The organism is Streptomyces sp. NPDC023157 (genome assembly GCF_055560575.1).
The window spans coordinates 148900-174083 of sequence record NZ_JBVHIL010000003.1; the positions used below are offsets into that span (position 1 = coordinate 148900).

The 25184-nt window shown below is 73.8% G+C and carries 21 protein-coding genes; 5 read left to right on the forward strand and 16 right to left on the reverse strand.

Annotated features, from left to right (window positions below):
• Nucleotides 1–39 precede the first annotated feature (39 nt).
• The 8 genes from ACZ3ZE_RS11940 to ACZ3ZE_RS11975 all read right to left on the reverse strand — a co-directional run bounded on the left by ACZ3ZE_RS11940 (nucleotide 40) and on the right by ACZ3ZE_RS11975 (nucleotide 8555).
• Nucleotides 40–405 carry an RNA-binding S4 domain-containing protein gene (locus tag ACZ3ZE_RS11940; RefSeq protein ID WP_361167288.1) on the reverse strand — a complete coding sequence of 122 codons (366 nt, stop codon included), beginning with the start codon at nucleotides 403–405 and terminating at the stop codon, nucleotides 40–42.
• A gap of 18 nt (nucleotides 406–423) precedes the next feature.
• Nucleotides 424–924 (reverse strand): hypothetical protein, encoded by a 501-nt coding sequence (locus ACZ3ZE_RS11945; protein ID WP_329418174.1) that lies wholly within the window; start codon nucleotides 922–924, stop codon nucleotides 424–426.
• Between the two features lie 49 nt (nucleotides 925–973).
• Nucleotides 974–3943, reverse strand: coding sequence for an ATP-binding protein (locus tag ACZ3ZE_RS11950; protein WP_467258731.1), 2970 nt, complete (start codon nucleotides 3941–3943; stop codon nucleotides 974–976).
• A 118-nt stretch (nucleotides 3944–4061) separates the two neighbouring features.
• Nucleotides 4062–4472, reverse strand: a complete 411-nt coding sequence (locus ACZ3ZE_RS11955) for an ACT domain-containing protein (RefSeq protein ID WP_361167282.1) — start codon at nucleotides 4470–4472, stop codon at nucleotides 4062–4064.
• A 38-nt stretch (nucleotides 4473–4510) separates the two neighbouring features.
• A complete protein-coding gene (locus tag ACZ3ZE_RS11960; protein ID WP_361167279.1) occupies nucleotides 4511–5677 on the reverse strand; it encodes a thiolase domain-containing protein in 1167 nt (388 codons plus the stop codon).
• Nucleotides 5670–6731, reverse strand: a complete 1062-nt coding sequence (locus ACZ3ZE_RS11965; protein WP_361167276.1) for a thiolase domain-containing protein — start codon at nucleotides 6729–6731, stop codon at nucleotides 5670–5672. The genes ACZ3ZE_RS11960 and ACZ3ZE_RS11965 overlap by 8 nt, the downstream gene beginning before the upstream one ends.
• Complete coding sequence (locus ACZ3ZE_RS11970) at nucleotides 6728–7690, reverse strand: Zn-ribbon domain-containing OB-fold protein (protein WP_361167273.1); 963 nt, start codon at nucleotides 7688–7690, stop codon at nucleotides 6728–6730. The genes ACZ3ZE_RS11965 and ACZ3ZE_RS11970 overlap by 4 nt, the downstream gene beginning before the upstream one ends.
• A gap of 61 nt (nucleotides 7691–7751) precedes the next feature.
• Nucleotides 7752–8555 (reverse strand): crotonase/enoyl-CoA hydratase family protein, encoded by an 804-nt coding sequence (locus ACZ3ZE_RS11975; protein WP_361167270.1) that lies wholly within the window; start codon nucleotides 8553–8555, stop codon nucleotides 7752–7754.
• Between the two features lie 176 nt (nucleotides 8556–8731).
• On the opposite strand from ACZ3ZE_RS11975, the gene ACZ3ZE_RS11980 reads away from it, so the two are divergent.
• Nucleotides 8732–10378 (forward strand): acyl-CoA synthetase, encoded by a 1647-nt coding sequence (locus tag ACZ3ZE_RS11980; RefSeq protein ID WP_467258734.1) that lies wholly within the window; start codon nucleotides 8732–8734, stop codon nucleotides 10376–10378.
• 13 nt (nucleotides 10379–10391) lie between these two features.
• Here the strand turns inward: ACZ3ZE_RS11980 and ACZ3ZE_RS11985 are convergent, their stop codons facing one another.
• On the reverse strand, nucleotides 10392–11924 hold the full coding sequence (locus ACZ3ZE_RS11985; protein ID WP_467258736.1) for an alpha/beta fold hydrolase: 1533 nt from the start codon (nucleotides 11922–11924) through the stop codon (nucleotides 10392–10394).
• A 67-nt stretch (nucleotides 11925–11991) separates the two neighbouring features.
• Between ACZ3ZE_RS11985 and ACZ3ZE_RS11990 the strand changes: the two genes are divergently transcribed.
• Entirely contained in the window at nucleotides 11992–12843 is an 852-nt protein-coding gene (locus ACZ3ZE_RS11990; protein WP_442305612.1) for a pentapeptide repeat-containing protein, read from the forward strand.
• A gap of 15 nt (nucleotides 12844–12858) precedes the next feature.
• Here ACZ3ZE_RS11990 and ACZ3ZE_RS11995 read toward each other — a convergent pair whose 3' ends face one another.
• From ACZ3ZE_RS11995 to ACZ3ZE_RS12015, 5 genes are read right to left on the reverse strand one after another with little or no spacing between them, the layout of a single operon-like run.
• On the reverse strand, nucleotides 12859–13635 hold the full coding sequence (locus tag ACZ3ZE_RS11995; RefSeq protein ID WP_361167258.1) for a GNAT family N-acetyltransferase: 777 nt from the start codon (nucleotides 13633–13635) through the stop codon (nucleotides 12859–12861).
• Between the two features lie 42 nt (nucleotides 13636–13677).
• Entirely contained in the window at nucleotides 13678–14886 is a 1209-nt protein-coding gene (locus tag ACZ3ZE_RS12000; protein ID WP_467258739.1) for a cytochrome P450, read from the reverse strand.
• A complete protein-coding gene (locus ACZ3ZE_RS12005) occupies nucleotides 14883–15452 on the reverse strand; it encodes a cupin domain-containing protein (RefSeq protein ID WP_361167255.1) in 570 nt (189 codons plus the stop codon). Before ACZ3ZE_RS12005 ends, ACZ3ZE_RS12000 begins: the two co-directional genes overlap by 4 nt.
• Nucleotides 15453–15468: 16 nt before the next feature.
• On the reverse strand, nucleotides 15469–16698 hold the full coding sequence (locus tag ACZ3ZE_RS12010) for a cytochrome P450 (protein WP_361628513.1): 1230 nt from the start codon (nucleotides 16696–16698) through the stop codon (nucleotides 15469–15471).
• A complete protein-coding gene (locus tag ACZ3ZE_RS12015) occupies nucleotides 16695–17864 on the reverse strand; it encodes a type III polyketide synthase (RefSeq protein ID WP_467258742.1) in 1170 nt (389 codons plus the stop codon). The genes ACZ3ZE_RS12010 and ACZ3ZE_RS12015 overlap by 4 nt, the downstream gene beginning before the upstream one ends.
• A gap of 372 nt (nucleotides 17865–18236) precedes the next feature.
• Here ACZ3ZE_RS12015 and paaK point away from each other — a divergent pair, with 372 nt between their 5' ends.
• Entirely contained in the window at nucleotides 18237–19526 is a 1290-nt protein-coding gene (gene paaK, locus ACZ3ZE_RS12020; protein WP_361167246.1) for a phenylacetate--CoA ligase PaaK, read from the forward strand.
• 23 nt (nucleotides 19527–19549) lie between these two features.
• Entirely contained in the window at nucleotides 19550–19930 is a 381-nt protein-coding gene (locus tag ACZ3ZE_RS12025; RefSeq protein ID WP_361167243.1) for a VOC family protein, read from the forward strand.
• 46 nt (nucleotides 19931–19976) lie between these two features.
• On the opposite strand, the gene ACZ3ZE_RS12030 is transcribed toward ACZ3ZE_RS12025, so the two are convergent.
• The gene (locus ACZ3ZE_RS12030) at nucleotides 19977–21509 is read right to left on the reverse strand and encodes a fatty acyl-CoA synthetase (protein WP_467258745.1); all 1533 of its coding nucleotides are present in this window, start codon (nucleotides 21507–21509) and stop codon (nucleotides 19977–19979) included.
• Between the two features lie 130 nt (nucleotides 21510–21639).
• Between ACZ3ZE_RS12030 and ACZ3ZE_RS12035 the strand changes: the two genes are divergently transcribed.
• On the forward strand, nucleotides 21640–24084 hold the full coding sequence (locus tag ACZ3ZE_RS12035) for a penicillin acylase family protein (RefSeq protein WP_467258747.1): 2445 nt from the start codon (nucleotides 21640–21642) through the stop codon (nucleotides 24082–24084).
• Here the strand turns inward: ACZ3ZE_RS12035 and ACZ3ZE_RS12040 are convergent.
• On the reverse strand, nucleotides 24074–25180 hold the full coding sequence (locus tag ACZ3ZE_RS12040; RefSeq protein WP_361167237.1) for a calcium:cation antiporter: 1107 nt from the start codon (nucleotides 25178–25180) through the stop codon (nucleotides 24074–24076). The two genes, ACZ3ZE_RS12035 and ACZ3ZE_RS12040, sit on opposite strands and share 11 nt — an antisense overlap.
• Nucleotides 25181–25184 lie beyond the last annotated feature (4 nt).

A 25184-nucleotide genomic window follows, 5' to 3' on the forward strand; every position in this document is an offset into this window, starting at 1 on the left:
GAAAGACCGCCCCCGGTGCTCCGGGGGCGGTCCCCGCCGTTACGGGCGCAGGCCGCGCAGCTGGTCGAGTTCGCGGCGGTCGCGCTTGGTGGGGCGGCCGGCGCCCCGGTCGCGGACGGCCGCGACGGCCACCTGCTCGCGCGGCGGCGGGGGCGGGCTGTTGTCCACGTAGGCCTCCGCGGCCGCCGGCGGGCCGACCCGCTTGGTGAGCAGCTGCCTCACCTCGACGATCCGCTGCCGGTCGCCGTGCACGAGCCGCACCTCGTCGCCCGGCTTCACCGGCTGGGCGGGCTTGGCGCGCTCCCCGTTGACCTTGACATGGCCGGCCCGGCAGGCCGCGGCGGCCTGGGAGCGGGTCTTGGTGAGCCGGACCGCCCAGATCCAGCTGTCGACGCGTGCGCTCATCCGCCCCCGCCCTCCCCGTCAGCCCTGCTGGAACAGCTCGGCGGGCAGCGGCTTGAGCAGCGCGTACAGGTCGTCGGTGATGGGCCGGTCCCAACTGGCGATGGTCACCAGGACGTTGTCGCTGCGGTCGAACTGCACGCAGGAGATCCGGCTCTCGGAGAGCTTCAGACGCCGCACGATGAGCAGGTTGTCGCCCTGCATCACCGGGACGTCCTCGACGTCGAGGACGTCGACCGGCTCGTCGTTCTCCAGGGCGGCGAGGAGCTGGGCCACCTCGAAGGGGATCTGGCCGTCGGCGAGCTCGCGCGCCGGGGAGCCCTCCGGCAGGTTGCCGATGATCATCGCGGGTCCGCGGCCGCCGAACAGGTCGTAGCGCAGGAACACGCCCTGGCAGGTGCCGTCGGGAGCCGGGAGCAGACCGGCGCCGAGATTGCCGGGCCAGTCCCCCGGGTCCATGGCGAGGACATCGAAGTCCGGGCCAGCGGGTGTGGCGGCGCTGCGGCGGCGGAGGAAGGACATACCGCCATGGTACGTGTCCCGGCGCGCGGTGCGGCGCGCCGGGGCGACGTCACGGCCTGCCGCTGGTCAGGGCCTGGGCGAGTCCCGCGGGGTCGGTGCCCAGCTTGCGGTAGACGGCCGAAAGGAGCCGGGTGACGGCCGCCTGGTCCAGGCCCAGGACGACCGCCGGGTCCTCGCCGCGGGCGGTCAGCTCGGCCACGCCGCGCTCGCGGACGGTCAGCGTGTCGGTGCCCGTCGGATGGAGCGTGCGCGGGCGCAGTCCGGCGGCAGCCAGCTCGGACCTGGCGTCGTCGACGAGGCCGTCGGCACCGCAGCTCTGCGCCGTCTCCAGACCCCGGTAGAGGTGCTCGGCCGCCTCCGCCGTGCGGCCCGTGCGCCGCAGCGCCGCGCCGAGGGCGACGAGGGAGCGGGCCAGCTCGTACGCGGCGGGCGAGCGCTCCAGCCAGTCGACCGACTCCTCCAGCAGCTTGACCCGCTCCGCCTCGCCCGAGACCTCGGCGGTGACGCGGAGCGCCTGGCCGATCGCGGAGGGCGCGCCGTACTGGCGGGCCCTGGCGACACCCGCGAGGGCCGTGTCGCGGGCCCGCTCCGGGGTCTCGCAGGCCTCGGCGAGGGCGAGGTGGAGCTGCCAGGGGCACCAGGCCGGGTTGCGCATGCCGCGCGGGTCGAGGCGGCGGCCGACTGCGGCGAGCTCGGCGGCGGCCTCCTCGGTGCGGCCGGTGGCCAGGAGCAGTTCGCCGTGGACGGTCTGGGAGTCGGGGAAGGTGACGGCTGCCGGGAAGGGCTCCCCGAAGTCGTGGGCGCGGGCCACCCGCTCCGCCTCCTCCGTACGGCCCCGGGCCAGCAGCACCTCGATCATCACGCCCACGGCGTACCACTCGGCGGGCGTGCGCGGCCCGACGCGCTCGGCGAGCCGCAGGCCCGCGCGGACGAAGTCCTCGGCCTCGACGAGCCGGCCGCGCCGGTAGCGGATGTAGCCGAGGAGGGTGTACGCGAACGAGAGGTGGGCGCCGCGCCAGCCCTGGCGCTCGAACTCGGCCGTGCCGGCGGCGAACAGCTCCTCGGCGCGGCCCGGGCGGTCGGCGTAGAGGAAGGTGAGCGCGACGAGGACCGGGACCTCGAAGCCGCGGCTCTCGTCGGCCCAGCTGAGGCCGCCCTCCAGGGCCCGCTCCGCGTGACCGACCCCGACGTCGGACGGCTCGGCGCGCAGGGTCGCGTCCCAGGCGCGCAGGCCGATGATGTAGCGCTCCGTGAGGTCCCGGCCGGGGAGGCGGTCCGCGAGCTTGGCCAGGCGGCGGGAGCGGGCGGGCGAGTCCGGCTCGTCGGCGCGGAAGGCGTCCCACATGAACTTCTCCGACTGCATCCGCAGCCGGCTGCGGGCGTCCGTCGTCAGCCGGGACTCCCTGGCGAGCAGCTCGGAGGCCTCCACCAGGCGGTCGCTGTGGGCCAGGACCTGGGACAGCCGGTACACGATGCCGTGCCGCAGGGCCGCGTCGGCGACCGGCTCCTCCAGGGCGGCGCGGAGATGGTTGACGGTGGTGGCCGGCTCCGTGAGGAGGGAGGCGCAGCCCAGCTCGAAGAGGACGGCGGCGCGCTCGTCCTGGTCCGGGGGTTCGCGCAGCGCGCGGGCGAGATAGCGGCGGGCCGTGTCGGGGGCGCCGGCCCGCAGCGTCTCCTGAGCGGCGGCGCGCAGGTGCTGCACCACCCAGGGGTCGCCCTCCGGGTGGGTCTCGACGAGGTGGCGGGCGGCGGTGGTGGAGCCGAGTCCGGCGTCCACGACGCACCAGGCGGCCTGGCCGTGCAGGGCGACGCGGGTGGCGGCCGGGATGGCGTCGTAGACGGCGGTGGCGATCAGGGGGTGGACGAACTCCAGGGTGTCGGCGCCCGGTTCGGCGTCCTGGAGGGCACGGGACGCCGGGGCCAGCACGCGGGCCTGGCGGAGGCGTTCGGCGCAGCGGGCGACCTCCTCGGCGCCGAGTCCCGCGACGGCGCCCGCGAGCTGCGGGGAGATCTCCGTGCCGAGGACGGCGCAGGCCCAGGCGAGGCGGACGGTGGAGGTGCCGAAGCCCTCGATCTGGGCGATCAGGCCGCTGCCCTTGACGGCCGCGGCGAGGTCCCGCAGCGCGTGCGCGCGGTCCGCGGTGGGCTCCAGGCCCCGGTCGCGGACCCTGGCCGCCAGTTCGACGGCCTCGAAGGGGTTGCCCGAGGTGACGGCCCAGCACTCCTGGCAGAACGCGTCGTCGGCGTGGGCGCCGACCCGGTCGCGGACCAGGCTCGCGATGGCCTCGGAGGTCAGCGGTTCCAGGCCGAGGGGGCGCTGGCCGGAGCGGCGGCCGGTGAACTCCGCGCCGGACTCCGGGAGTTCGTCGGGGCGGTAGGCGACGACGAGCAGCATCGGAAGGTCCTCCGCGCGGGGCGCGAAGGCGGACAGCCAGCCCAGGGACTCCGGGTCGGCCCAGTGGGCGTCGTCGAGGACGACGACGAGCGGGGCGCGGCGGACCGCCAGGTGGGTGAGGACCCAGTCGAGGCCGTCCCGCAGGCCCTGCGGGTCCGGCGGGGAGCCCTCGGGGGACGTGCACAGGCCCAGGGCGGGGCCGACGATGTCGTACCAGCCGCCCAGGCGCTCGGTCAGCTCCGTGCGGGAGGCGGCGGCCAGTTGGGGCTGGAGGAGTTGGCGGGCCACGTGGAAGGCGACGCGCTGCTCCTGGTCGCCGCCTCGGGCGGAGAGCACGGTGCAGCCCTTGGCGGCCGCGCTGCGGCGGATCTCGGCCAGGAGGGTGGTCTTGCCGAGGCCGGCGGGGGCCGCGTAGGCGAGGACGCCGCCTCGGCGGGGGTGGGCGGGTGGTGCGGGCTGCGCGGCTGTGGGCGGGTGGGGCTGCGCGGTCCGGGGGCTCCGCGGGGGCGGGGGTGCTTCCTGGCCCGTCAGTTGGTTCAGGGCCTCCTCCGCCGCCGCCAGTTCGGCCTCTCGCTCGAACAGGCCGAAGCCACGGGCCCCGGACCTGCCGGTGCGTACTGCCATCGTCCACCCCCACGCCGGGGGCGCAGACCCGGCGCACGAGGGATGCGGCCTGGGCGTTGGCCCCGCGAAAGCCCCAGCGTACGCCCGGATGCGCCGTCAGGGAGGGGGATTGTGGGGATCATGTGAATGCGCTGGACGCCCGGTCCGAGAGGGCGTTCAGGGTGGCCAACGCCTCGTCCGCCCGGGCGTGTTCCACGAACAGGTGATCGTGGTGGAAGCCCGCCACCACGTTGCAGCTCAGGCCCGCCTCGGCGAGCTCGCGCGCGACCGCCGCGGTCAGGCCCACCGCGTCCAGGGCCGAGTGGACGCGCAGGGTGATCCAGCCCGCCACGTAGTCGTACGCCAGCGAGGCCGCGTCGGCGTCCTCCTGGCGTACGACCATCGTCAGCCCCTCGCGTTCGGCGACGGTGGCGACCGGGGCGAGGCCCGCGGGGGCGGGGCCCTCCACGGTGGTGAAGACATAGCGGCCGGGGTGGAGCTCCGGACGCATCCCGGCCACCAGCCGGGTCAGATCACGTTCTGCACTCATGATCCCCAGCCTAGGGACATCCCCAGGTGGGCGGTGGGTCAGGTGGTGGGCCGGTCCGTGCCCACCAGCCACATCGCGAAGAACTGGGCGCCGCCTCCGTAGGCGTGTCCCAGGGCCGTCCGCGCTCCTTCTATCTGGTGTTCTCCTGCCTGGCCTCGGACCTGGAGGGCCGCCTCGGCGAAGCGGATCATGCCCGAGGCTCCGATGGGGTTCGTCGAGAGGACTCCGCCGGACGGGTTCACCGGGAGGTCGCCGTCCAGTTCCGTGACGCCCGCCTCGGTGAGTTTCCAGCCCTCGCCCTCTTCGGCGAAGCCCAGGTTCTCCAGCCACATCGGCTCGTACCAGGAGAACGGCACGTACATCTCCACCGCGTCGATCTGGCGGCGCGGGTCGGTGATGCCGGCCTGCCGGTAGACGTCGGCGGCGCAGTCCCGGCCGGCCTGCGGGGAGACGAAGTCCTTGCCCGCGAAGAGGGTCGGCTCGCTGCGCATGGCGCCGCCGTGCACCCACGCCGGCGGCCGGGGCGAACGGGCCGCGCCCGCCCGGTCGGTGAGGATCATGGCGCAGGCGCCGTCGGAGGAGGGGCAGGTCTCGGAGTAGCGGATCGGGTCCCACAGCATCGGCGAGGACTGGACCTTCTCCAGGGTGATGTCGTGCTCGTGGAGGTGCGCGTACGGGTTCTTGAGGGCGTTGCGGCGGTCCTTGTACGCGACGAGGGAGCCGATCGCGTCGGGGGCGCCCGTGCGGCGCATGTAGGCGCGCACGTGGGGGGCGAAGAAGCCGCCGGCCCCGGCGAGCAGGGGCTGCTGGAACGGGACGGGCAGGGACAGGCCCCACATGGCGTTGGATTCGGACTGCTTCTCGAAGGCCAGGGTCAGGACGGTGCCGTGGACGCGGGCCGCGACGAGGTTGGCCGCCACCAGGGCGGTGGAGCCGCCGACCGAGCCCGCGGTGTGGACGCGGAGCATCGGCTTGCCGACCGCGCCGAGGGCGTCGGCCAGGTAGAGCTCCGGCATCATCACGCCCTCGAAGAAGTCCGGGGCCTTGCCGATGACGACGGCGTCGATGTCCGACCAGGTCAGGCCGGCGTCCTCCAGGGCGCGCAGGGCCGCCTCGCGGACCAGTCCGGCCATGGAGACGTCCCGGCGGGCGGCGACGTGCTTGGTCTGGCCGATCCCGACGATCGCTACGGGCTCCTTACTCATGCGAGTCCCCTTCCAGGACGGCGACGAGGTTCTGCTGGAGGCAGGGCCCGGAGGTGGCGTGGGCGAGGGCGCGGTGGGAGGCGCCGCGGTGGATGCGGGCGGCGGCCTCGCCGAGCCGGATGAGGCCGGCGGCCATCACGGGGTTGGCGGCGAGCGCGCCGCCCGACGGGTTGACCTTGACCTCGTCCCCGAGGCCGAGGGCCTTGCGCAGGACGACCTCCTGGGAGGAGAAGGGGGCGTGGAGCTCGGCGGTGTCGAGGGGCCGGCGGGCCGGGTCGAAGGCTCCGGCGCGTTCGGCGGCGAGCCGGACGGAGGGCGCGTCGGTGAGGTCGCGCACGCCGAGGGAGTGGGCCTCGATGCGGTGGTCCATGCCGGTGATCCAGGCGGGCCGCGCGCACAGTTCGCGGGCCTTGTCCCCGGCGGCGAGGATCACGGCGGCGGCGCCGTCGCCGATCGGCGGGCAGTCGCCGGTGCGCAGGGGTGCGACGACGTAGTCGCCCTGGGGGCGGGCCCCGGGCAGCTGGGCGTGCGGGTTGGCGGCGGCGTCCTCGCGGCTGCGGGCGGCGATCCGGGCGAGTGCCGGTTCGTCGGTGTCGCCGGCGTCGATCAGGGCGCGTGCCTGGAGGGCGGCGAGGGCGACGGAGTCGGGCCACAGCGGTGCGACGTAGTAGGGGTCGAGCTGCCGGGTCAGGACGTCGCGCACGGAGCCGGGCGAGGACTTGCCGTAGGCGTAGACGAGCGCGGTGTCGGCCTCGCCGGTGAGCAGCTTCACCCAGGCCTCGTACAGGGCCCAGGCGCCGTCCATCTCGACGTGCGACTCGGAGATCGGCGGCCAGGCGCCGACGCCGTCCAGCGCCATGGTGAAGGAGAAGGCGCGGCCGGCCAGGTAGTCGGAGGAGCCGGAGCAGGTGAAGCCGATGTCGGAGGTCTTCAGGCCGGTCTGCCGCAGCACCTCGTGGAGGACCGGCATGACCATCTCGACCTCGGAGAGTTCGTCGGTGCGCCGGGCGTGGTCGGTCTGGGCGAAGGCGACGATCGCCACTTCTCGGCTCACAGCAGCTCCTTGTACGTGTCGTAGTCGGCGTCCGGCTCCCCGGTGGGGCGGTAGTGGTCGGGGTAGCGGCCGCCCTCGCTCCACACGGGTTCGACGCGCAGGCCCATGCGGACCTGGTCGTAGGGGATGCCGCCGATCCGGCCGTGCAGGGCGAGCCCCGCGCCGTCCAGGGCGATGTGGGCGTATACGTACGGGACTTCGATGTCCAGGTTCTTCGCCTTGATGTTGACGACGCAGTACGTGGTGACCGTGCCGCGCGGGCCGACCTCGACGCGGTCGGTGGTGGCGACGCCGCAGGTGGGGCAGGCGCCGCGGGGCGGGACGTACACCTTGGCGCAGGAGGGGCAGCGTTCGCCGACGGTGCGGCGTTCGGCGAGGCCCTGGAGGTAGCCGGTCTGGGCGCGGCCGGGGCTGTAGGTGTAGTCGAGGCGGGCGTGGGCGACGATGCCGGTGACGGGTTCCTCGAAGCGTCCGTCGTGGGCGCGGGGCGCGGCCTCGTCGGGGGTGCCGGGGCCCTCGTACGGTTCGAAGCAGGCGATGTCGGTGAGGGCGCCCTCGCGTTCGGCGGCCCAGCGGACGCGGACCCGCATGCCGGTGTGCACGGCGTCGGGGCCGGGCGCGTCGAGGGCGTGGAGGAGGGCCGTGTCGGCGCCGTCGGGCCGGACCAGCACCCAGGCGAAGGGGGTCGTGAGGGGCTGTCCGGGGCGGGGGTCGGGGTTCCAGGCCCAGGTGGTGACGGTGCCGGTGGTGGAGAGCGCGACGAGTTCGCGGAGTTCGGCGGCGGTCTCGGGGTCGTACTCGACGGGGGGCACGAGGACCCGGCCCGCCTCGGTGCGCACGCCGAGCAGGGTGCGTTCGCGCAGGCCGGTGAGGAAGGCGGACTGGACGGGGCCGAGGGAGCGGGTGAAGGGGAACTCGACGACGAGGGGTGCGGAGAGCGTTTCGGGGGCGGATGTCACGGGGCGGCTCCTTGGTCGGTGGGACGCGGTGGCGGTGCCTGCGGCGCGCTGGTCCGTGCCCTCACTCGCGCCGGTACACCGGCGCGCGCTTCTCCGCGAAGGCCTTCGCCCCCTCCTTGGCGTCGGCGGTGGCGAAGATCGGCCAGCCGCGCTTCAGTTCGGCCGCCAGGCCCTCCTCCTCCGTCATCTCCGCGGTCTCGTAGACGGAGGCCTTGACGGCCTCGACGGCCAGTGGCCCGCAGGCGTTGATCCGCTCGGCGATCTCCAGGGCCGCGTCGAGGGCGGTGCCGTCGGGGACGACGCTGCCCACGAGGCCGATCCGCTGGGCCTCCTCGGCGGTGTAGGGGCGGCCGGTGAGGAGCATCTCCAGGGCGTGGGTGCGCGGGATCTGCCGGGGCAGGCGGACCGTGGAGCCGCCGATCGGGAACAGGCCGCGGCGGACCTCGAAGAGGCCGAAGGTCGCGGAGGCCCCGGCGACGCGGATGTCGGTGCCCTGCAGGATCTCGGTGCCGCCCGCGACGCAGTGGCCCTCGACGGCGGCGATCACGGGTTTGCGGGGGCGATGGTGGCGCAGCATCGCCTTCCAGTGCAGGTCGGGGTCCGCGGTCATGCGGTCCCGGTACGCCTCGCCCTCCATGCCCTTGCCGGCCAGGGCCTTGAGGTCCATGCCGGCGCAGAAGCCGCCGCCGGCGCCGGTGAGGACGACGGAGCGGATCGTGTCGTCGGCGTCGGCTTCCAGCCATCCGTCGTAGAGGCCGACGAGCATCGGCAGCGAGAGCGCGTTCTTGGCCTCGGGCCGATTGAGGGTGAGTACGAGCGTGGCGCCTTCGCGCCGCACGGTCAGGTGCTCGGTGCTGCCGCCCATGGGCGTCTCCCGTCTCCAGTTCTGGAACAGGTTGCAGGAGTGCCGGGTCCAGTTCAATAGTTTTCTGACACTCAGTCAGATTCTTCTGCGCGACCCCTTCCCCCCTCTGCCCTTCGGTGTTCTGATGACCGCGCCAGTGACCGTCGGGTCCGTCCGGGCCAGGATCAGGAGGAACGGTGGAGTACAACCTTGCCGACCTGTTCGAATCGGTCGTCGACGTGGTCCCGGACCGCGAGGCGCTGGTCTACGTCGACCACCCCGGCACCGGCGCCGAGCGCCGGCTGACCTACGCCGGACTCGACGCCGCCGCCAACCGCGTCGCGCACCACCTGATCGACGCGGGACTGCGCCCCGGCGAACAGCTCGGCATCCACCTGTACAACGGCATCGAGTACCTGCAGACCGTGCTCGCCTGCCTCAAGGCCCGGATCGTGCCGGTGAACGTCAACTACCGTTACGTGGAGGAGGAGCTGGTCTACCTCTACCGGGACGCCGACCTGGCCGCGCTCGTGTTCGACGCGGAGTTCACCCAGCGGGTGGCGGCCGCGCAGCCGCAGACGGAGAAGCTGCGGCACCTCGTGCGGGTGGGGACCCCGCCCGAGGGCGCGCCGGAGCTCGACTGCGTGGAGTTCGCGGCGGCCGAGGCGGCTTCGTCACCGGAGCGCGGTTTCGCACCGCGCTCGGCCGACGACCTCTTCATCATCTACACCGGCGGCACCACCGGCATGCCCAAGGGCGTGATGTGGCGCCAGGAGGACCTGTTCTTCGCGGGGCTCTTCGGCGGCGACCCGTCGGGCGAGCCCGTCAAACGCCCCGAGGAACTGGCCGAGCGGGTCGCCGCGGGCGGCGCCGGGATCACCTTCTTCCCGACTCCCCCGCTGATGCACGGCACCTCGACCCTCACCTCGTTCGTCGCCTTCAACTACGGGCAGCGGGTGGTCATCCACCGCAAGTACGTGCCCGAGGAGGTGCTGCGGACCATCGAGAAGGAGAAGGTCTCCAGCGTCTCCCTGGTCGGCGACGCGATGCTGCGCCCGCTGATCGACGCCCTCAACGGGCCGCTCAAGGGCACCGACCTGTCCGCCCTCTTCAGCCTCTCCTCGTCGGGCGCCATCATGTCCGACACCGTCCGCGCCCAGTTCCAGGCCCTCGCCCCCAACGTGCTGCTGCTCAACAACTTCGGCTCCTCGGAGTCCGGTTCCAACGGCCGGGCCACCGACGACTCGGGCCCCGAGAAGGGCTTCCGGCTGCACGTCAACGAGCGCACCCAGGTGGTCGACCCGGCCACCTACGAACTCGTCGGCGTCGGCGAGATCGGCCGGCTCGCCCAGCGCGGCCACGTGCCGCTCGGCTACTACAACGACCCGGCCAAGACCGCCGAGACCTTCTTCCGGAAGGGCGCCGAGCGCTGGGTGCTCCTCGGCGACATGGCCACCGTCGACGAGGAGGGCATCGTCACCGTCCTCGGTCGCGGCTCGCAGTGCATCAACACCGGCGGCGAGAAGGTGTACCCGGAGGAGGTCGAGCAGGCGCTCAAGTCCCATCCGGACGTGTACGACGCGCTGGTCGCCGGAGTGCCCGACGCCACCTGGGGCAACCACGTGGCCGCCGTGGTCCAGCTGCGCGCCGGGGCCGGACCGCTGGACCTGGCGGCCGTCCAGGCCCACTGCCGCACCCGCCTGGCCGGCTACAAGGTGCCGCGCCAGCTCGTGCTCGCCGACCGGATCCAGCGCTCGCCCAGCGGCAAGGCGGACTACCGCTGGGCCCGCACGGTGGCGGTGGACGCGGACGCCTCGACGGCGGCGCCGGGCGACGGGTCCTGAGACCACCTACCCGTCAGACGCCGAACTCCCGTAGAGCGGCGAGGAATTCGCGGGGCCGGGCAGCGTGCACCAGATGCCCGGCCTCGATCGTGACCAGCCGGGCGTCCGGCACCCGCTCCGCCATCCAGGCGAGGTGCCCCTGCGGCAGGTGGCTGGTCGGCCCGCCGCCGATGATCAGCGTGGGGGCGGTGATGGCCGTCAGCTCCTCGCGCCAGGCCGGGTCCGGGGCGTTCAGGTCGACGTTGGTCGCGTCGAGCACCGCCCAGTCGAAGGCGACCGGCTCCTCCGGGAGGCCCGCGGGGCCGCGCGGCGGGAGGACGGGGAAGAAGACCGGGGCGTCCTCCAGGACGAGCCGTCCGACCAGGGCCGGCTCCCGCTGGGCCAGCAGACAGGCCGCCGCCCCGCCCATCGAGTGCCCGACGACGGTGGCCCCGGCGAGACCGAGGGCCTTGAGGAAGCCGCCGATCTCGTCGCGGAGCGCGGCGAAGCCGTACTCCCCCGGGTGGTCGCTCAGGCCGTGGCCGCGCAGGTCGAGCGCGTACACCCGGCGGTCTGCCGCGAGCCCGGCCGCGATCTCCGTCCAGTCGGTGGAGTCGCCGCCGCGGCCGTGCACCAGGACGACGGGCGGGGCGCCCTCGGGGCCCCGCACCCGGTAGGCGAGCCGGACCCCGTCGACGGTGACCGTGCGCACCCCGGGGTCGAGGAAGGCCGCGACCGCGCGGGCGAAGGCGCCCGGGTCGTCGACCCACGGGAAGTGTCCCGCGCCCGCCTGGACGACCGCCTCGGCGTGCGGGAAGCAGGCGGCCAGCTCGGCGGCCTTCGCGGGGGTGGGGCCGTTGTCGAGGCCGCCGGCGAGGACGAGGACCGGGGCGGTCACCGCGCGCAGCGCCCGCCGGGTGGCCTCGGGGGTGAAGGCGCCGTCCCCGTAGTAGGCGGCGGCAGCGGCCCAGTTCACCTCGGTGCGCACCCCGGCGGCGTGGGCCCGCGCGGCCTCGTCCCAGCGGCCGTACGCGAAGGGCATGACCAGTTCGGCCACGCGCGGGGCGGGGGTGGTGTCGTCGATCGCGTCCAGGGCCGCGCGGGCCTCCGGGTACCAGGGCCGGTCGGCGAAGCACTCGGCGGCCTTGTCCCACTCCTCGTCGCTGGTCTCGACCCCGACGGCGCGGGTGCCGGGCGTGACGAGGACGAGCGAGCGGACCCGCTCGGGGTGCGCGGCCGCGTACAGGGTGGCCAGGTTGCCCGCCGCGGAGTGCCCGAGGAGGTCGATCCGGTCGAGCCCGAGGTGAGTGCGGAGCGCCTCGACGTCGGCGACCTGCCGGTCGCAGCGGTAGGTGGCCGGGTCGGCGGGGGCCGCGCTGTCCCCGGTGCCGCGCGCGTGGAGCACGACGAGGGTGCGGTGGGCGGGCAGGCCCCCGAGGTCGCCGAGGTAGACCGGGTCGCGCAGGGGGCCGCCGGGCAGGACGACGAGGGGTTCGCCCTGGCCCTGCGTCCGGTAGGCGAGTGCGGTTCCGTCGTACGTGGTGAAGGTGCGCGTGTGCAGAGCCATACCGCCGATCATGGTCAGGCGGGCCCGGTCGCGGCAACCGGGTTCGCCGACAGCGCGATACGGTGGGATGTCCGCCCCCACCAGCGAAGGAAGCCGTTTCCCCGTGTCCGAGACCCGTCAGGCCGAGCTGCGCGGCGACTGCGCGAACTGCTTCGGGCTGTGCTGTGTGGCCCTCCCCTTCGCCAAGTCGGCGGACTTCGCCGTGACCAAGTCGTCGGGCGATCCGTGCCGGAACCTCCAGGAGGACTTCCGCTGCGGCATCCACACCCGGCTGCGGGACAGCGGCTTCCCCGGCTGCACCGTGTACGACTGCTTCGGCGCCGGCCAGAAGGTCTCCCAGGTGACCTTCGGCGGCGTCTCCTGGCGCGAGGCCCCGGACACCGCGCGGCAGATGTACGAGGTCTTCCCGGTGATGCGCCAGCTGCACGAGCTGCTGCGCTACCTGACCGAGGCGCGCGCCCTGTCCGCGACCCGCACCCTCCACGGCGACCTCGACCGGGCCCTCGCCCGGGTGACCGCGCTGACCGAGGGCGCCCCGGCCGACCTGGAGCGGCTCGACGTCGGCCCGGTGCGGGCCGAGGTGAACCCCCTGCTCCTGAAGAGCAGCTCCCTGGTCCGCGCGGCCGCCGGCGGCAAGCCGAAGAGCCGGCGCGGTGCCGACCTGATGGGCGCCCGGCTGCGCGGCGCCAGGCTGCGCGGGGCGGACCTGCGCGGGGCGCTGCTGATCGCCGCCGACCTGTCGGGGGCGGACCTGTCGCTCGCGGACCTGATCGGCGCGGACCTGCGGGACGCCGACCTGTCGGGGGCCGACCTGACCGGTGCGCTGTTCCTCACCCAGCCGCAGCTCAACGGGGCGCGCGGCGACGCCGCCACCCGTCTGCCGGATGGCTTCGAGCGCCCTGGGCACTGGTCCCGCTGACGCCTTCGGGCCCGCTCAGACCTCGTACACGTACGGGGTCATCGTGGTCAGTTCGGCGAAGCCGAGGCGCTTGAGGATGGGGCGGCTGGTGGGTGCGGCGTCGACCTGGACGTAGCGGTAGCCCCGGGCGATCGCGAGGCGGGCCCGGTGGGAGACGAGCGCGCGGTAGAGGCCGCGGCCGCGCCATTCCTCGACGGTGCCGCCGCCGTACAGGCCGGCGAAGTCGGAGTCCTCGGGCAGGTCGAGGCGAGCCGAGCTGACGGGGACGCCGTCGGCGAGGACGACGACCGCGGCGACCGAGTCGGGCGTGGCGGCGAGCTGGTCGAGCAGGCGGCTGCCGTACTGCGATCCGTCGGTGCCGAAGGCCTTGTCGTGCACCTCGACCATCATCCGTACGCCGGCCTCGTCGGTGACCGGGTGGAGCTCCACGCCGTCCGGGAGGTCCACGGCGGCGGGCAGGGACGCCGCCTCGGCCACCATCAGGGTCTCGGGCTCCTCGGCGGTGAATCCGGCGGCGAGGAGCCGGTCGGCGAGGTCGGCCGGGCCGTCGTGGCCGTACAGCGTCCATTCGAAGGAGTGGCCGAGGGCGCGGAAGTGGCGGATCTCGGCGGCGATGGCCGCGTCGGCGTCCTGGGGGCCGAGGCCGGACCACAGGACGCCGTTCCAGGCGTAGGACGGGCCTTCGTGGCGGACGACGAGGCCGTCGCGTTCGACCCGGCAGCCGGGTCCTTCGGGGCGGGCGCCCATGCGGCGCTGGCGGTCGTAGTGGGTGCGCAGTGCGGTGATGTCCATGGCCGTCAGCTCACCATCCGGCGCGGCCCCGACGCCACCGGATTACCAGGTCACGGGCAGTGCCTCGGGTCCCCGGTTGACCGTGCCCGTCCGCCAGGCGACCTGGGCGGGCGGGACGGCGAGTGCCAGGGCGGGGAAGCGGGCGAGCAGGGTGCCGAGCATCACCTCGGCCTCCATGCGGGCGAGTTGGGCGCCCGCGCAGTAGTGGGCGCCGTGGCCGAAGGCGAGGTGCGGGGCCTCGTCCCGGTCGAGGTCGAGCCGGTCGGGGTCGGTGTAGACGGACGGGTCGCGGTTGGCGGCCGGGTAGAAGACGTAGACGGCCTCCCCCTCGCGGAGGGTGACCCCGCCGACCTCGATGTCGGCGGTGGCGATCCTGGGCATGCCGACGCCGTCGCGCTGCGGGATGTAGCGGAGGAGTTCGTCGACGGCCCGGGGCAGGCGGTCGGGGGCCGCGCGCAGCTTCGCCGTCTGCTCGGGGTGGACGAGGAGGACGTACGCCATGGTGGAGACGATGTTCCGGACGGCGTCGAGCCCGTTGAGGGTGAGCATGACGGCCATCGACACCAGTTCCGGGGTGCTGATCCCGCCGGTCTCGCGGGCGGCGGCGAGTTCGCTGACGAGGTCGTCGCCGGGGTGCGCGGCCCGGTGCCGGGCCAGGTCGGCGAAGTAGCCGGCGATCTCCTTCTTGACGGCTTCGCCCGCGGCGGCGGTGGTGTCGTTCGACAGGATCCCGGCCCGCCAGGCCTGGACGCGGTCCAGGTCGGCGGCGGGGACGCCGAGGAGTTCCGCGATGACCGTGGCGGACAGCGGGCCGACGAAGCTCTCGGCGAGGTCGGCGGGCGGCCCGGTCTCCAGGAGGCGCAGGGTGAGCGTCCCGGCCATCCGCTCGGTGTGCTCGCGCAGGGCGGTCATGCGGCGGCGGCCGAAGGTGGGGGCGATCAGCTTGCGCAGCCGGGTGTGGTCGGGCGGGTCGGCCCGGCCGACACCGCCGGCCGGGGCGAGGGTGTGCCGGGTCATGCTGGTGACGGGCCGGCCGACGGTGCGGGCGCGGCTCAGCCGCGGGTCGGCGGAGACCAGCTTGACGTCCTCGTAGCGGGTGACGAGCCAGGCGTGGCCCTCGCCGTACGGGAGGCGCACCCGGGCGACCGGCTCCTCGTGCAGGAGCCGGTACGGGAGCGGGTCGAAGACCGTGTCCGGCAGCGGGGACGGGACCCAGTCGTGGACCCGCTCGGGTCTCGGGGGACGGTTCATGAGGTCGGGGCCGTTCCTCGCGGGCTTCCGGCATCGTGCCGGAGCGGGGTGATCTGGTCGATGTCGTAGCGGAGCCGCAGCCGTTCGATGGCGGCGTGGTCGACGGGGCCGCCGGAGCCGAGGATCTCCATCAGCTCCTCGAAGTACCGCTCGTGGTCGGGCGGCGGGGAGGCCTGGAACAGCATCCGTACGGGTTCGCCGGTCGGGTTGGCGAAGGCGTGCGGGCAGCCGGGCGGCACGAGGATCAGGGTGCCGGCGGTGGCCCGGACGGCGCGCTGTCCGGTGGCGGACTCCCAGTCGCGCCAGCTGTCGCGGGTGCGGACGAGCGGCTCGAAGGCGAGGACGTCGAGCTCGCCCTCCAGGACGTAGAAGAGCTCCTCGCTGTGCCCGTGGGCGTGCGCGCCGACGTCGAAGCCGGGCGGGACGAGGACCTCGAAGGTGGAGGAGGTCGGGGTGTGCTCGCCGGTCACCTTGAAGGTGACGCGCTGGGCGGCGGTGGTGAGGGTCTTGCCGTGGCCGGGCGGCACGATGAGGCCGCCGCCCGTTCCGATGGCGGTCGCGGTCATGGGGCGGCGCCTCCTCTCACCAGGTGACGGGCAGGGTCTCGGGGCCGCGGATCAGGGCGCCGCGCTGCCAGCGGAGCTCCTCCTCGGGGACGGCGAGCCGCAGGTCGGGGAAGCGGGTCCACAGGGAGTCGAGGAGGATCTCGGACTCGATGCGGGCGAGCGCGGAGCCGGGGCAGTAGTGCGGGCCGTGGCCGAAGGCGACGTGCGGGTTGTAGCCGCGGTCGAAGTCCAGCTTCTCCGGGTCGGGGAAGACGGACGGGTCGCGGTTGGCGGTGAGGTAGGAGACGTAGACGGGGTCGCCCTTGGTGATGGTGACGCCGCCGACCTCGACGTCCTCCAGGGCGATCCGGGAGAGGCCGACGGCGTTGCGGTGCGGGATGTAGCGCAGCAGTTCGTCCACGGCCCGCGGCAGGAGCGCGGGTTCGGCGCGCAGCCGGGCCAGGTGCTCGGGGTGGGTGAGCAGCGTGTAGACCATGTTGGCGCTGTTGTTGCGGACGGCGTGGGCGCCGCCGATCTGGATGAGGACGGCGAGGCCGACGGCCTCGTGCTCCTCCACGGTGCCCTCGTCGACGGCGTCGGCGAGGACGGCGGCGAGGGTCTCCTTTCCGGTGTCGTGGCTGCGGCCGATGAGTTCGGTGAAGTAGCGGGCCATCTCGCTCTTGGCACGCTCGCTGGCCTCGCGGCCGGCGCCGGCGGAGATGATGGCGTCGGACCAGTTCGCCATGAGGGGCCGGTCGCCCTCGGGGACTCCCATGAGTTCGCTGACCATGGCGAGCGGGAAGGGGCGGTTGACCATCTCCATGAGGTCGGCCGGCGGGCCGTGCCGTTCGAGGCGGTCGAGGAGTCCGTCCATGACGTCCTGGGCGTGCTCGCGCAGGGAGCGCAGGGCGCGGGCGCTGAACGCGCGGGCGACGACGCGGCGCATCCGGGTGTGGTCCGGCGGGTCGGCGAAGCCGACGGCGCCTTCCATGGGGATGAAGTGGGGGGCGACCCGGGTGACGGAGCGTCCGTAGACGGCCTGGCGGCTGAACCGGGGGTCGACGGAGACGAACTTGACGTCCTCGTAGCGGGTGACGAGCCAGGCGTGGCCCTCGCCGTGCGGGAGGCGCACCCGGGTGACGGGGTCCTCGTGGAGCAGCTTGGCGAGGAGCGGGTCGAAGGTGAGTCCGGTGAGGTCGGGGACGGCCCAGAAGTGCACCTGGGGGTCGTCGGCGTTCTCGGGGGCGTGGGTCGTGGTCGTGGTCATCGTGCCACCGCAGCAGTCGGGGTGAGTGGGGGGTCCAGGGGGGCGTGGGGGGCGTGGAGGGCTTGGGGGGTGTGGAGGGCTTGGGGATCGTGGAGGGCGTGCGGGGCAGGGGGCGGGGCGTCGTGGGTCCAGCTGCCGAGGGAGATCTCGGCGGTGATGCCGGGGCCGAAGCCGGCGATGAGCCCGGTGGCGCCGGGTGCGGCGCCGCCCTCGTCGAAGAGCCGGCGCAGGGCGTCGAGGACGACGGCGCTGGCGATGTTGCCGTACTCGGTGAGGGTGGCCCGGCTGAAGCGGAACATGTCGGGGACGACGTCCAGGTGTTTGCAGAGGTCGTCGAGGATGCGGGGGCCGCCGGCGTGGATGAGGTAGAAGTCCTGCCGGCCGGCGTCCCGGCCGTGCCGGGCGGCGAGGTCGACGAGGGCGGGGGCGAGCTGCTCCATGGTGCCGGGGACGCGCTTGTCGAGCAGGAAGTGGAAGCCGGTCTCGCGGACCTTGTAGGCGATCCAGTCCTCGCTGTCGGGGACGAGGTGGGAGCCGTTGCGCTCCAGGAGGACGCCGGTGCCGCCGGAGCCGCGGACGACGGCGGCGGCGACGGCGTCTCCGAAGAGACCGTTGGAGAGCAGGTTGCCGACGGTGAGGTCGGTGGGCTGGTAGCAGAGGGAGCAGAACTCGCAGGCGACGATGAGCGCGTTGGCGCCGGGGTAGGCGGCGCAGAAGTCGTGCGCCCGGTTGATCGCCGCGCCGCCTGCCGCGCAGCCCAGCTGGGCGATGGGGAGCTGGCGGGTGTCGCTGCGGAAGCCGAGGGTGTTGATCATCCAGGCGGTGAGCGAGGGCATCATGAACCCGGTGCACGAGACGTAGACGATGAGGTCGATGTCGCGCGCCTGGAGCCCGGCGTGGGCGAGGGCCTCGGCGACGACGGCGGGGACGCGCGCCTTGGCCTCGGTCTCGTACGTCGCGTTGCGCGCCTCGAAGCCCGGGTGCGCGAGGGTGCGCTCGATGGGCTGTACGAGATGCCGCTTGGCGACGCCGGTGTTCCCGATCAGGCGCAGCACGAGCGGCAGTTGCTCGTGCCCCGCGTGCAGGGTGCGGGCCAGATCGAGGGTCTCTTCCCGGGTGATGACGTGCTCGGGCACGGCGACGGCGGGACGGCACAGGACAGGCATGGGGGTCCATTTCGTCCGGGGGGTGGGGAGGGGGAGCCGGACGGGATCATCTTCCGTTCCCCACTCCCTCGCGGGGCACCGTTTCTGCACCGGGGCGGACAATCACACCCGAATGTGTGATCTTCGGCAGACGTCCGTGACCTGCGGGAAGGCGCGCCCGGGGGCGATTGTCCGGCGCCGTGGCGGCGGCGTTCCGAGGCGTGGGGCGCGCCGCGTCGACCGGCCCGGGGCGGGCGGGAAGAAAACCCGTCCCGACCTCTTGCCAACCCCCCGGGGTCGCCGGTTTTACTGAAGCCGGAAGATCAACCGAATGATCGGTCGTCCGTTTTACGACGGGCGGCGGGGTGGTACGCGAGGGCGAGGGAGTGGCGCATGGGCGAGCTGCTGGACGCGGGCGAGCGACTCGGACGCGAGGAGCTGGAGGCGCTCCAGCTGGAACGGCTGCGCGCGACCCTGCGGCACGCCTACGACAACGTGGCGTTCTACCGGCAGGCCTTCGACGCGGCGGGGGTCCGGCCCGAGGACTGCCGGAGCCTCGCGGACCTGGCCCGCTTCCCCTTCACCGCCAAGGCCGATCTGCGGGCGCACTACCCCTTCGGCATGTTCGCCGTCGACCAGTCGCGGATCCGGCGCATCCACGCCTCCAGCGGGACCACCGGCCGGCCCACCGTGGTCGGCTACACCGAGCGGGACCTGGACACCTGGGCCGACGTCGTCGCCCGTTCACTGCGCGCGGCCGGCGCGCGGCCCGGACACAAGGTGCACGTGGCCTACGGGTACGGCCTGTTCACCGGCGGCCTCGGCGCCCACTACGGGGCCGAACGGCTCGGCTGTACGGTGATCCCCGCCTCCGGCGGCATGACGGCCCGCCAGGTCCAGCTGATCCAGGACTTCCGGCCCGAGGTCATCATGGTCACGCCCTCGTACATGCTCACCCTGCTCGACGAGTTCGAGCGCCAGGGCATCGACCCGCGCGGCACCTCGCTCCAGGTCGGCGTCTTCGGCGCGGAGCCCTGGACCGAGGAGATGCGCCGTGAGATCGAGGAGCGCTTCGCCCTCGACGCCGTCGACATCTACGGACTCTCCGAGGTGATGGGCCCCGGCGTCGCACAGGAGTGCGTGGAGACCAAGGACGGCCTCCACATCTGGGAAGACCACTTCTTCCCCGAAGTCGTCGACCCGATCACCGGCGAGGTGCTTCCGGACGGGGAGGAGGGCGAGCTGGTCTTCACCTCCCTCACCAAGGAGGCGATGCCGGTGATCCGCTACCGCACCCGCGACCTCACCCGACTGCTGCCGGGCACCGCGCGGGTCTTCCGGCGCATGGAGAAGATCACCGGCCGCAGCGACGACATGGTGATCCTGCGCGGGGTGAACCTCTTCCCCACCCAGATCGAGGAGATCGTCCTGCGCACCCCCGCCGTCGCCCCCCACTTCCAGCTCCGGCTCACCCGCGAGGGCCGCCTCGACGCCCTGACCGTACGGGCCGAGGCCCGCGCCGGGGCCACCCCCGAGCAGCGCCGGGAGGCGGCCCGCGCCATCGGGGCGGCGGTGAAGGACGGGATCGGGGTCTCCGTGGGCGTGGAGGTGGTCGACCCGGAGACGCTGGAGCGCTCGGTGGGGAAGATCAAGCGGATCGTGGACCTCCGGGACGGCGCGTAGCCTGGAGGGAGGAGGTGGTTGCGATGCTGGCGGAGTCCCCCATAGCCGCGATCATTCCGGTCAACGACATGGCCCGCGCGAAGCGCTTCTACACCGAGACCCTCGGCCTCACCCTCATCAAGGAATCGCCCGAGGACACGAGATTCGAGACCGGCGGCACGATGATCGGTCTGTACGAGACCCCCTACGGCGGCCAGGCCCAGCACACGCTGGCCAGCTGGAAGGTCGCCGACCTCGATGCCGAGATGAAGGATCTGCGCTCCAAGGGCGTCACCTTCGAGGACTACGACCTGCCCGGCATCAAGACGGTCGACGGCGTGGTCGAGTCGGACGAGATGCGGGGCGCCTGGTTCAAGGACAGCGAGGGCAACATCCTCTGCGTCCTGGAGGAGCGCGAGGGCTGACCGGGTACGGGGCCGCCGGGTACGGGGCGGCGGACGCGGGGCGCCCTCAGGCGGCCCCGTAGCGGTCGCGCAGCTCGCGCTTGAGGATCTTTCCGCTGGCGTTGCGGGGCAGCTCCGGCACGAACAGCACCCTCTTGGGTGCCTTGAAGTGCGCCAGCTTCTCGCGTGCGTGCGCGAGGAGTTCGGCCTCCGTGACGTCTCCGCGCGGCACGACGAAGGCGGTGACGGCCTCGATCCAGCGCTCGTCCGGGAGTCCGACGACCGCCGTCTCGGCGACGGACGGATGCGTGTAGAGGGCGTCCTCGACCTGCCGGGAGGCGACGAGGACGCCCCCGGAGTTGATGACGTCCTTCACCCGGTCGACGACGGTGAGATACCCCTCCGCGTCGCGCACGGCGAGGTCGCCCGAGTGGAACCAGCCGTCACGGAACGCCGCCGCGGTCTCCTCGGGCTTCTCCCAGTAGCCGGTGCACAACTGCGGTGAGCGGTAGACGACTTCACCGGTGGTGCCGTCCGGCACGTCCTCGCCCCGCTCGTCGACGACCCGGGCCTCGACGTGCCGGACCGGGCGGCCGCAGGAGTCCATCCGGCCCTCGTGCTCGTCGGGGCCGAGGACGGCGGCGAGCGGGCCGATCTCGGACTGGCCGAAGCAGTTGTAGAAGCGCAGGCCGGGCAGGTGGGCGCGCAGCCGCTCCAGGACCGGCACCGGCATGATCGAGGCGCCGTAGTAGGCCTTGCCGAGGGCCGCGAGGTCACGGGTGGCGAAGCCGGGGTGGTTGGCGAGCCCGATCCACACCGTCGGCGGGGCGAACAGGCTGTCGCAGCGACCCGATTCGACCAGGTCGAAGAGGACCGCCGGGTCGGGCCCGTCGACGATCGTGTTCTCGGCGCCCACGGCGAGGTACGGCAGCAGGAACACGTGCATCTGCGCCGAGTGGTAGAGCGGCAGCGAGTGCACCGGCCGGTCGTCCTCGCCCAGGTCGAGGGCGTCGAGAGCGCTCGCGTACTCGTGGACCAGAGCCCGGTGCGTCATCATCGCGCCCTTGGGCTGGGCGGTGGTGCCGGAGGTGTAGAGCAGCTGCACGAGCTCGCCGGGGTCGCGTTCGGCGTCGAACGGTCGCGGCGCGGCCAGCCACGCGAGCAGCGAGTCCTCGGCGTCCCGCAGCGCCCGTACGGGGAAGTCCTCCGGGACGCGTCCGGTGAGCGCCGGGTCGGCGAGCACCAGCGAACTGCCCGACTGGTGCAGGACGTAGTCGAGGTCCTCGCCGGTGAGGTGGTGGTTGACGGGGACGTGGACGAGGCCTGCCCGGGCGCAGGCGAGGAACGCGACGAGATAGGCGTCCGAGTTGTGGGCGTAGGTCGCGACCCGGTCGCCCGCCACGAGGCCGGCGCCGTCGGGGTCCAGCAGGACGGCGGCGGCCGTCGAGACGGCGGCGTCCAGCTCGGCGTAGGTCCACGTCCGGTCCGCGTAGCGCACGGCGGTCCGGTCGGGGACGCGCCGGGCGCTCGCGCGCAGCACGCCGTCGACGGTGAGAGTGAGCAGCTCGCGATCGGTTCCCCGGTCCAGTCCTCGTTCCATGGACCGGATCCTGGGCCGGGCGGAGCCGCCGGTCAAGTACCCGGGACGCCGGACGGGATGTTGACAAAGCAAGCGCTCAGCTGAATGCATGGCCCAACCCGCATGCACCGCATGTCCGTTGGGAGGCATCTTGCACTTCCGTACCTTGTTCTCCGCCCGGTTCAGGCGCCTGGCGCTGGTCGGCGCGGCTTTCGCCACCGTCACCGCCTCGCTGCCCGCCGCGGCCGTCGCCGACGCCGGCGACCGGGGCCACCATCCGTCGGACCGGGGGCTGTCGGCCGTCATCCGCTACACCGAGTACGGCATCCCGCACATCGTGGCCAAGGACTACGCGAACCTGGGCTTCGGCACCGGCTGGGCGCAGGCCGCGGACCAGGTGTGCGTCCTCGCCGACGGTTTCGTGACCGTGGCGGGCGAGCGTTCGCGCTGGTTCGGCGCCGACGGCGCGCCGGACGGCTCCCTGTCGTCGGCGACGAGGAACCTCTCCAGCGACCTGTTCTTCCGCGGGGTGAGGGACGCCGGGACGGTCGAGGCGCTGCTCGCCACGCCCGCGCCGGCCGGTCCCAGCCGCCCGTCCAGGGAGCTGATGCGCGGCTGGGCGGCCGGGTACAACGCGTGGCTGCGGAAGAACCGCGTCACCGACCCGGCCTGCGCCGGGGCCGCGTGGGTCCGGCCGGTCACCGAGCTCGACGTGGCGCGGCGCGGCTGGGCGGTCTCCGTCCTCGGCGGCCAGGGCCGTGGCGCGGACGGCATCACCGCCGCCCGGCCCCCCGCCGCCCCCGGGGCGCCCGCCGCCGGCGGGCCCTCCGCCGCCCGGGCCGCCGCTGTCCCCGAGACCCCGGACCCGGACCGTACGGCCGAGGCGGCGCGGGCGCTGTTCGCGGCCGAGAACGCCACGATGGGCTCGAACGCCGTCGCCTTCCAGGGCTCGGCCACGGCGAACGGGCGCGGGCTGCTGCTCGGCAATCCGCACTACCCGTGGCAGGGCGGCCGGCGCTTCTGGCAGTCCCAGCAGACGATCCCCGGCGAGCTGAACGTCTCCGGCGCGTCCCTGCTCGGCACCGTCCCCGTCAGTATCGGCTTCAACGACAAGGTGGCCTGGAGCCACACCGTCGCCACGGGCGTCCCGCTCAGCCTGCACCAGCTCACCCTCGACCCGGCCGACCCCACCGCGTACCTGGTGGACGGCAGGCCGGAGCGGATGACCCCGCGCACGGTCACGGTCGCGGTCAAGGACGGCGCCCCGGTCACCCGTACTCAGTGGTGGACCCGGTACGGGCCGGTGGTGTCCGGGCTCGGGCCGCAGCTGCCGCTGCCCTGGACCGCGACGACGGCCTTCGCCCTGAACGACCCCAACGCGGCCAACCTGCGGGCCTCCGACACGGCGCTCGGCTTCGCCCGGTCCCGTTCGACGCAGGGCCTCGTCGACACGCTGCGGCGCACCCAGGGCCTGCCCTGGGTGAACACGATCGCCGCCGACTCCTCGGGCCACACGCTGTTCACCCAGGCGCAGCTGCTGCCGCGCATCACCGACGAGCTGGCGCAGCGCTGCTCCACCCCGCTCGGCCGCGCCACCTACCCGGCCTCCGGCGTGGCGGTGCTGGACGGTGCGCGGGGCGACTGCGCGCTCGGCTCGGACCCGGACGCGGTGCAGCCGGGGGTCTTCGGGCCCGCGCGGATGCCGGTGCTGCGGGACGCCCCGTACGTGGAGAACTCCAACGACAGCGCCTGGCTGGCCAACGCCGAGCGCCCGGTCACCGGCTACGAGCGGATCTTCGGCACCGTCGGGACGCCGCGCTCGCTGCGCACCCGTGGCGCCGTCGAGGACGTGGCGGCGATGGCGGAGCGCGGCCGTCTGACGGTGGCCGATCTGCAGCGCCAGCAGTTCGCCGACCGGGCGCCCGCCGGCGATCTGGCGGCTGCCGACACGGCCCGGGCCTGCGCGGCGGCCCTCGCCGCCGATTCCGACGGTCCGGAGGTGTGCCGGGCGCTGGGCGCCTGGGACCGGACGATGGACGCCGGGAGCCGGGGAGCGCTGCTCTTCGACCGGTTCTGGCGCAGGTTCACGGCCACGACGCCGCAGGCCGAGCAGTGGAAGGTGCCGTTCTCGGCGGCCGACCCGGTCCGCACCCCGAACACCGTGAACACGGACGCGCCCGGCTTCGCCAAGGCCCTCAAGGACGCCGTGGCCGAGCTGCGGGCGGCGGGGATCGCGCTGGACGCGCCGCTGGGGCAGCACCAGTTCGTGGTACGGAACGGGGTGCGCGTCCCGGTGGGCGGCGGCACGGAGGCGCTGGGCGTCTGGAACAAGACGGAGCCCGTGTGGAATCCGGCGGGCGGCGGCTACACGGAGGTCGCGCACGGCACCAGCCATGTGCAGGCGGTGGGCTGGGACGGCGGGCGGTGCCCGGTGGCCCGCACCCTCCTGACGTACTCCCAGTCCTCCAACCCGCTCTCGCCGCACTACAGCGACCAGACGGCGCTGTACTCCGGCGAGCGCTGGGTGACCTCCCGGTTCTGCGAGAAGGACATCCTGCGCTCGCCGGAGCTGAGGATCGTGGTCGTCAGGGGCTGAACGACAGGAACACGAAGCCGGCGAAGATCGAGAGATGGACGCTGCCCTGGAGCAGCGTGGCGCGTCCCGGGACCACGGTCAGGGCGCTGACCACGGCGGTGAGCGCCAGCAGCACCATGTGGAGGGGCCCCAGGCCGAGGATCAGGGGCCCCTTCAGCCAGACGGAGGCGAGCGCGATCGCGGGGATCGTGAGGCCGATGCTGGCGATGGCCGAGCCGTAGGCCAGGTTCATGCTGGTCTGCATCCGGTCCCGGCTCGCCGCGCGCACGGCGGCCAGCGTCTCGGGCAGCAGGACCATGAGGGCGATGACGACTCCGACGACGGCCTTGGGCAGGCCCGCGGACTCGACGCCGTCCTCGATGGTGGGCGAGACCAGCTTGGCGTTGCCGACGACGGCGACGAGGGCGACGACGAGCATGCCGAGGCTGAACCAGGTCTGGCGGGAGGTCGGCGGGTCGGCGTGCTCGTCCTCCGACTGCTTGCCGCCGGTGCCCGGCCGTGGCACGGGCAGGAAGTAGTCGCGGTGCCGGACCGTCTGGACGGCGACGAACACGCCGTACAGGAGGAGCGAGGAGACGGCGGCGAAGGCGAGCTGGGCGGCGGAGAACTCGGGGCCGGGGTGGCTGGTGGTGAACGTGGGCAGGACCAGGGTCATGGTCGCGAGGGTGCAGACGATGGCGAGCTCGCCGCCGGATCCCTCCGCGTTGAAGACGGCGGTCCGATTCCGCAGCGCGCCGACGAGCAGGGAGAGGCCGACGATGCCGTTGCAGGTGATCATGACGGCGGCGAAGACGGTGTCCCGGGCGTAGCTGGTCGCCTTGTCGCCGCCGCCGATCATCAGCATGACGATCAGTCCGACCTCGATGACCGTGACGGCGACGGCGAGCACGAGGGAGCCGTAGGGTTCGCCGACGCGGTGGGCGATGACCTCGGCGTGGTGGACGGCCGAGAGGACGGCGGCGAAGAGGCAGAGGACGATGAGCGCCACCGCGAAGCCCGGTAGGTCACGCCCCCAGCCGAGGGCGAGCCCCACCGCGGCGACCACGGGGCCCCACGTGGTCCACTGTCGTGTCAGTCCTGCGGTACTCGAACTCATGCCC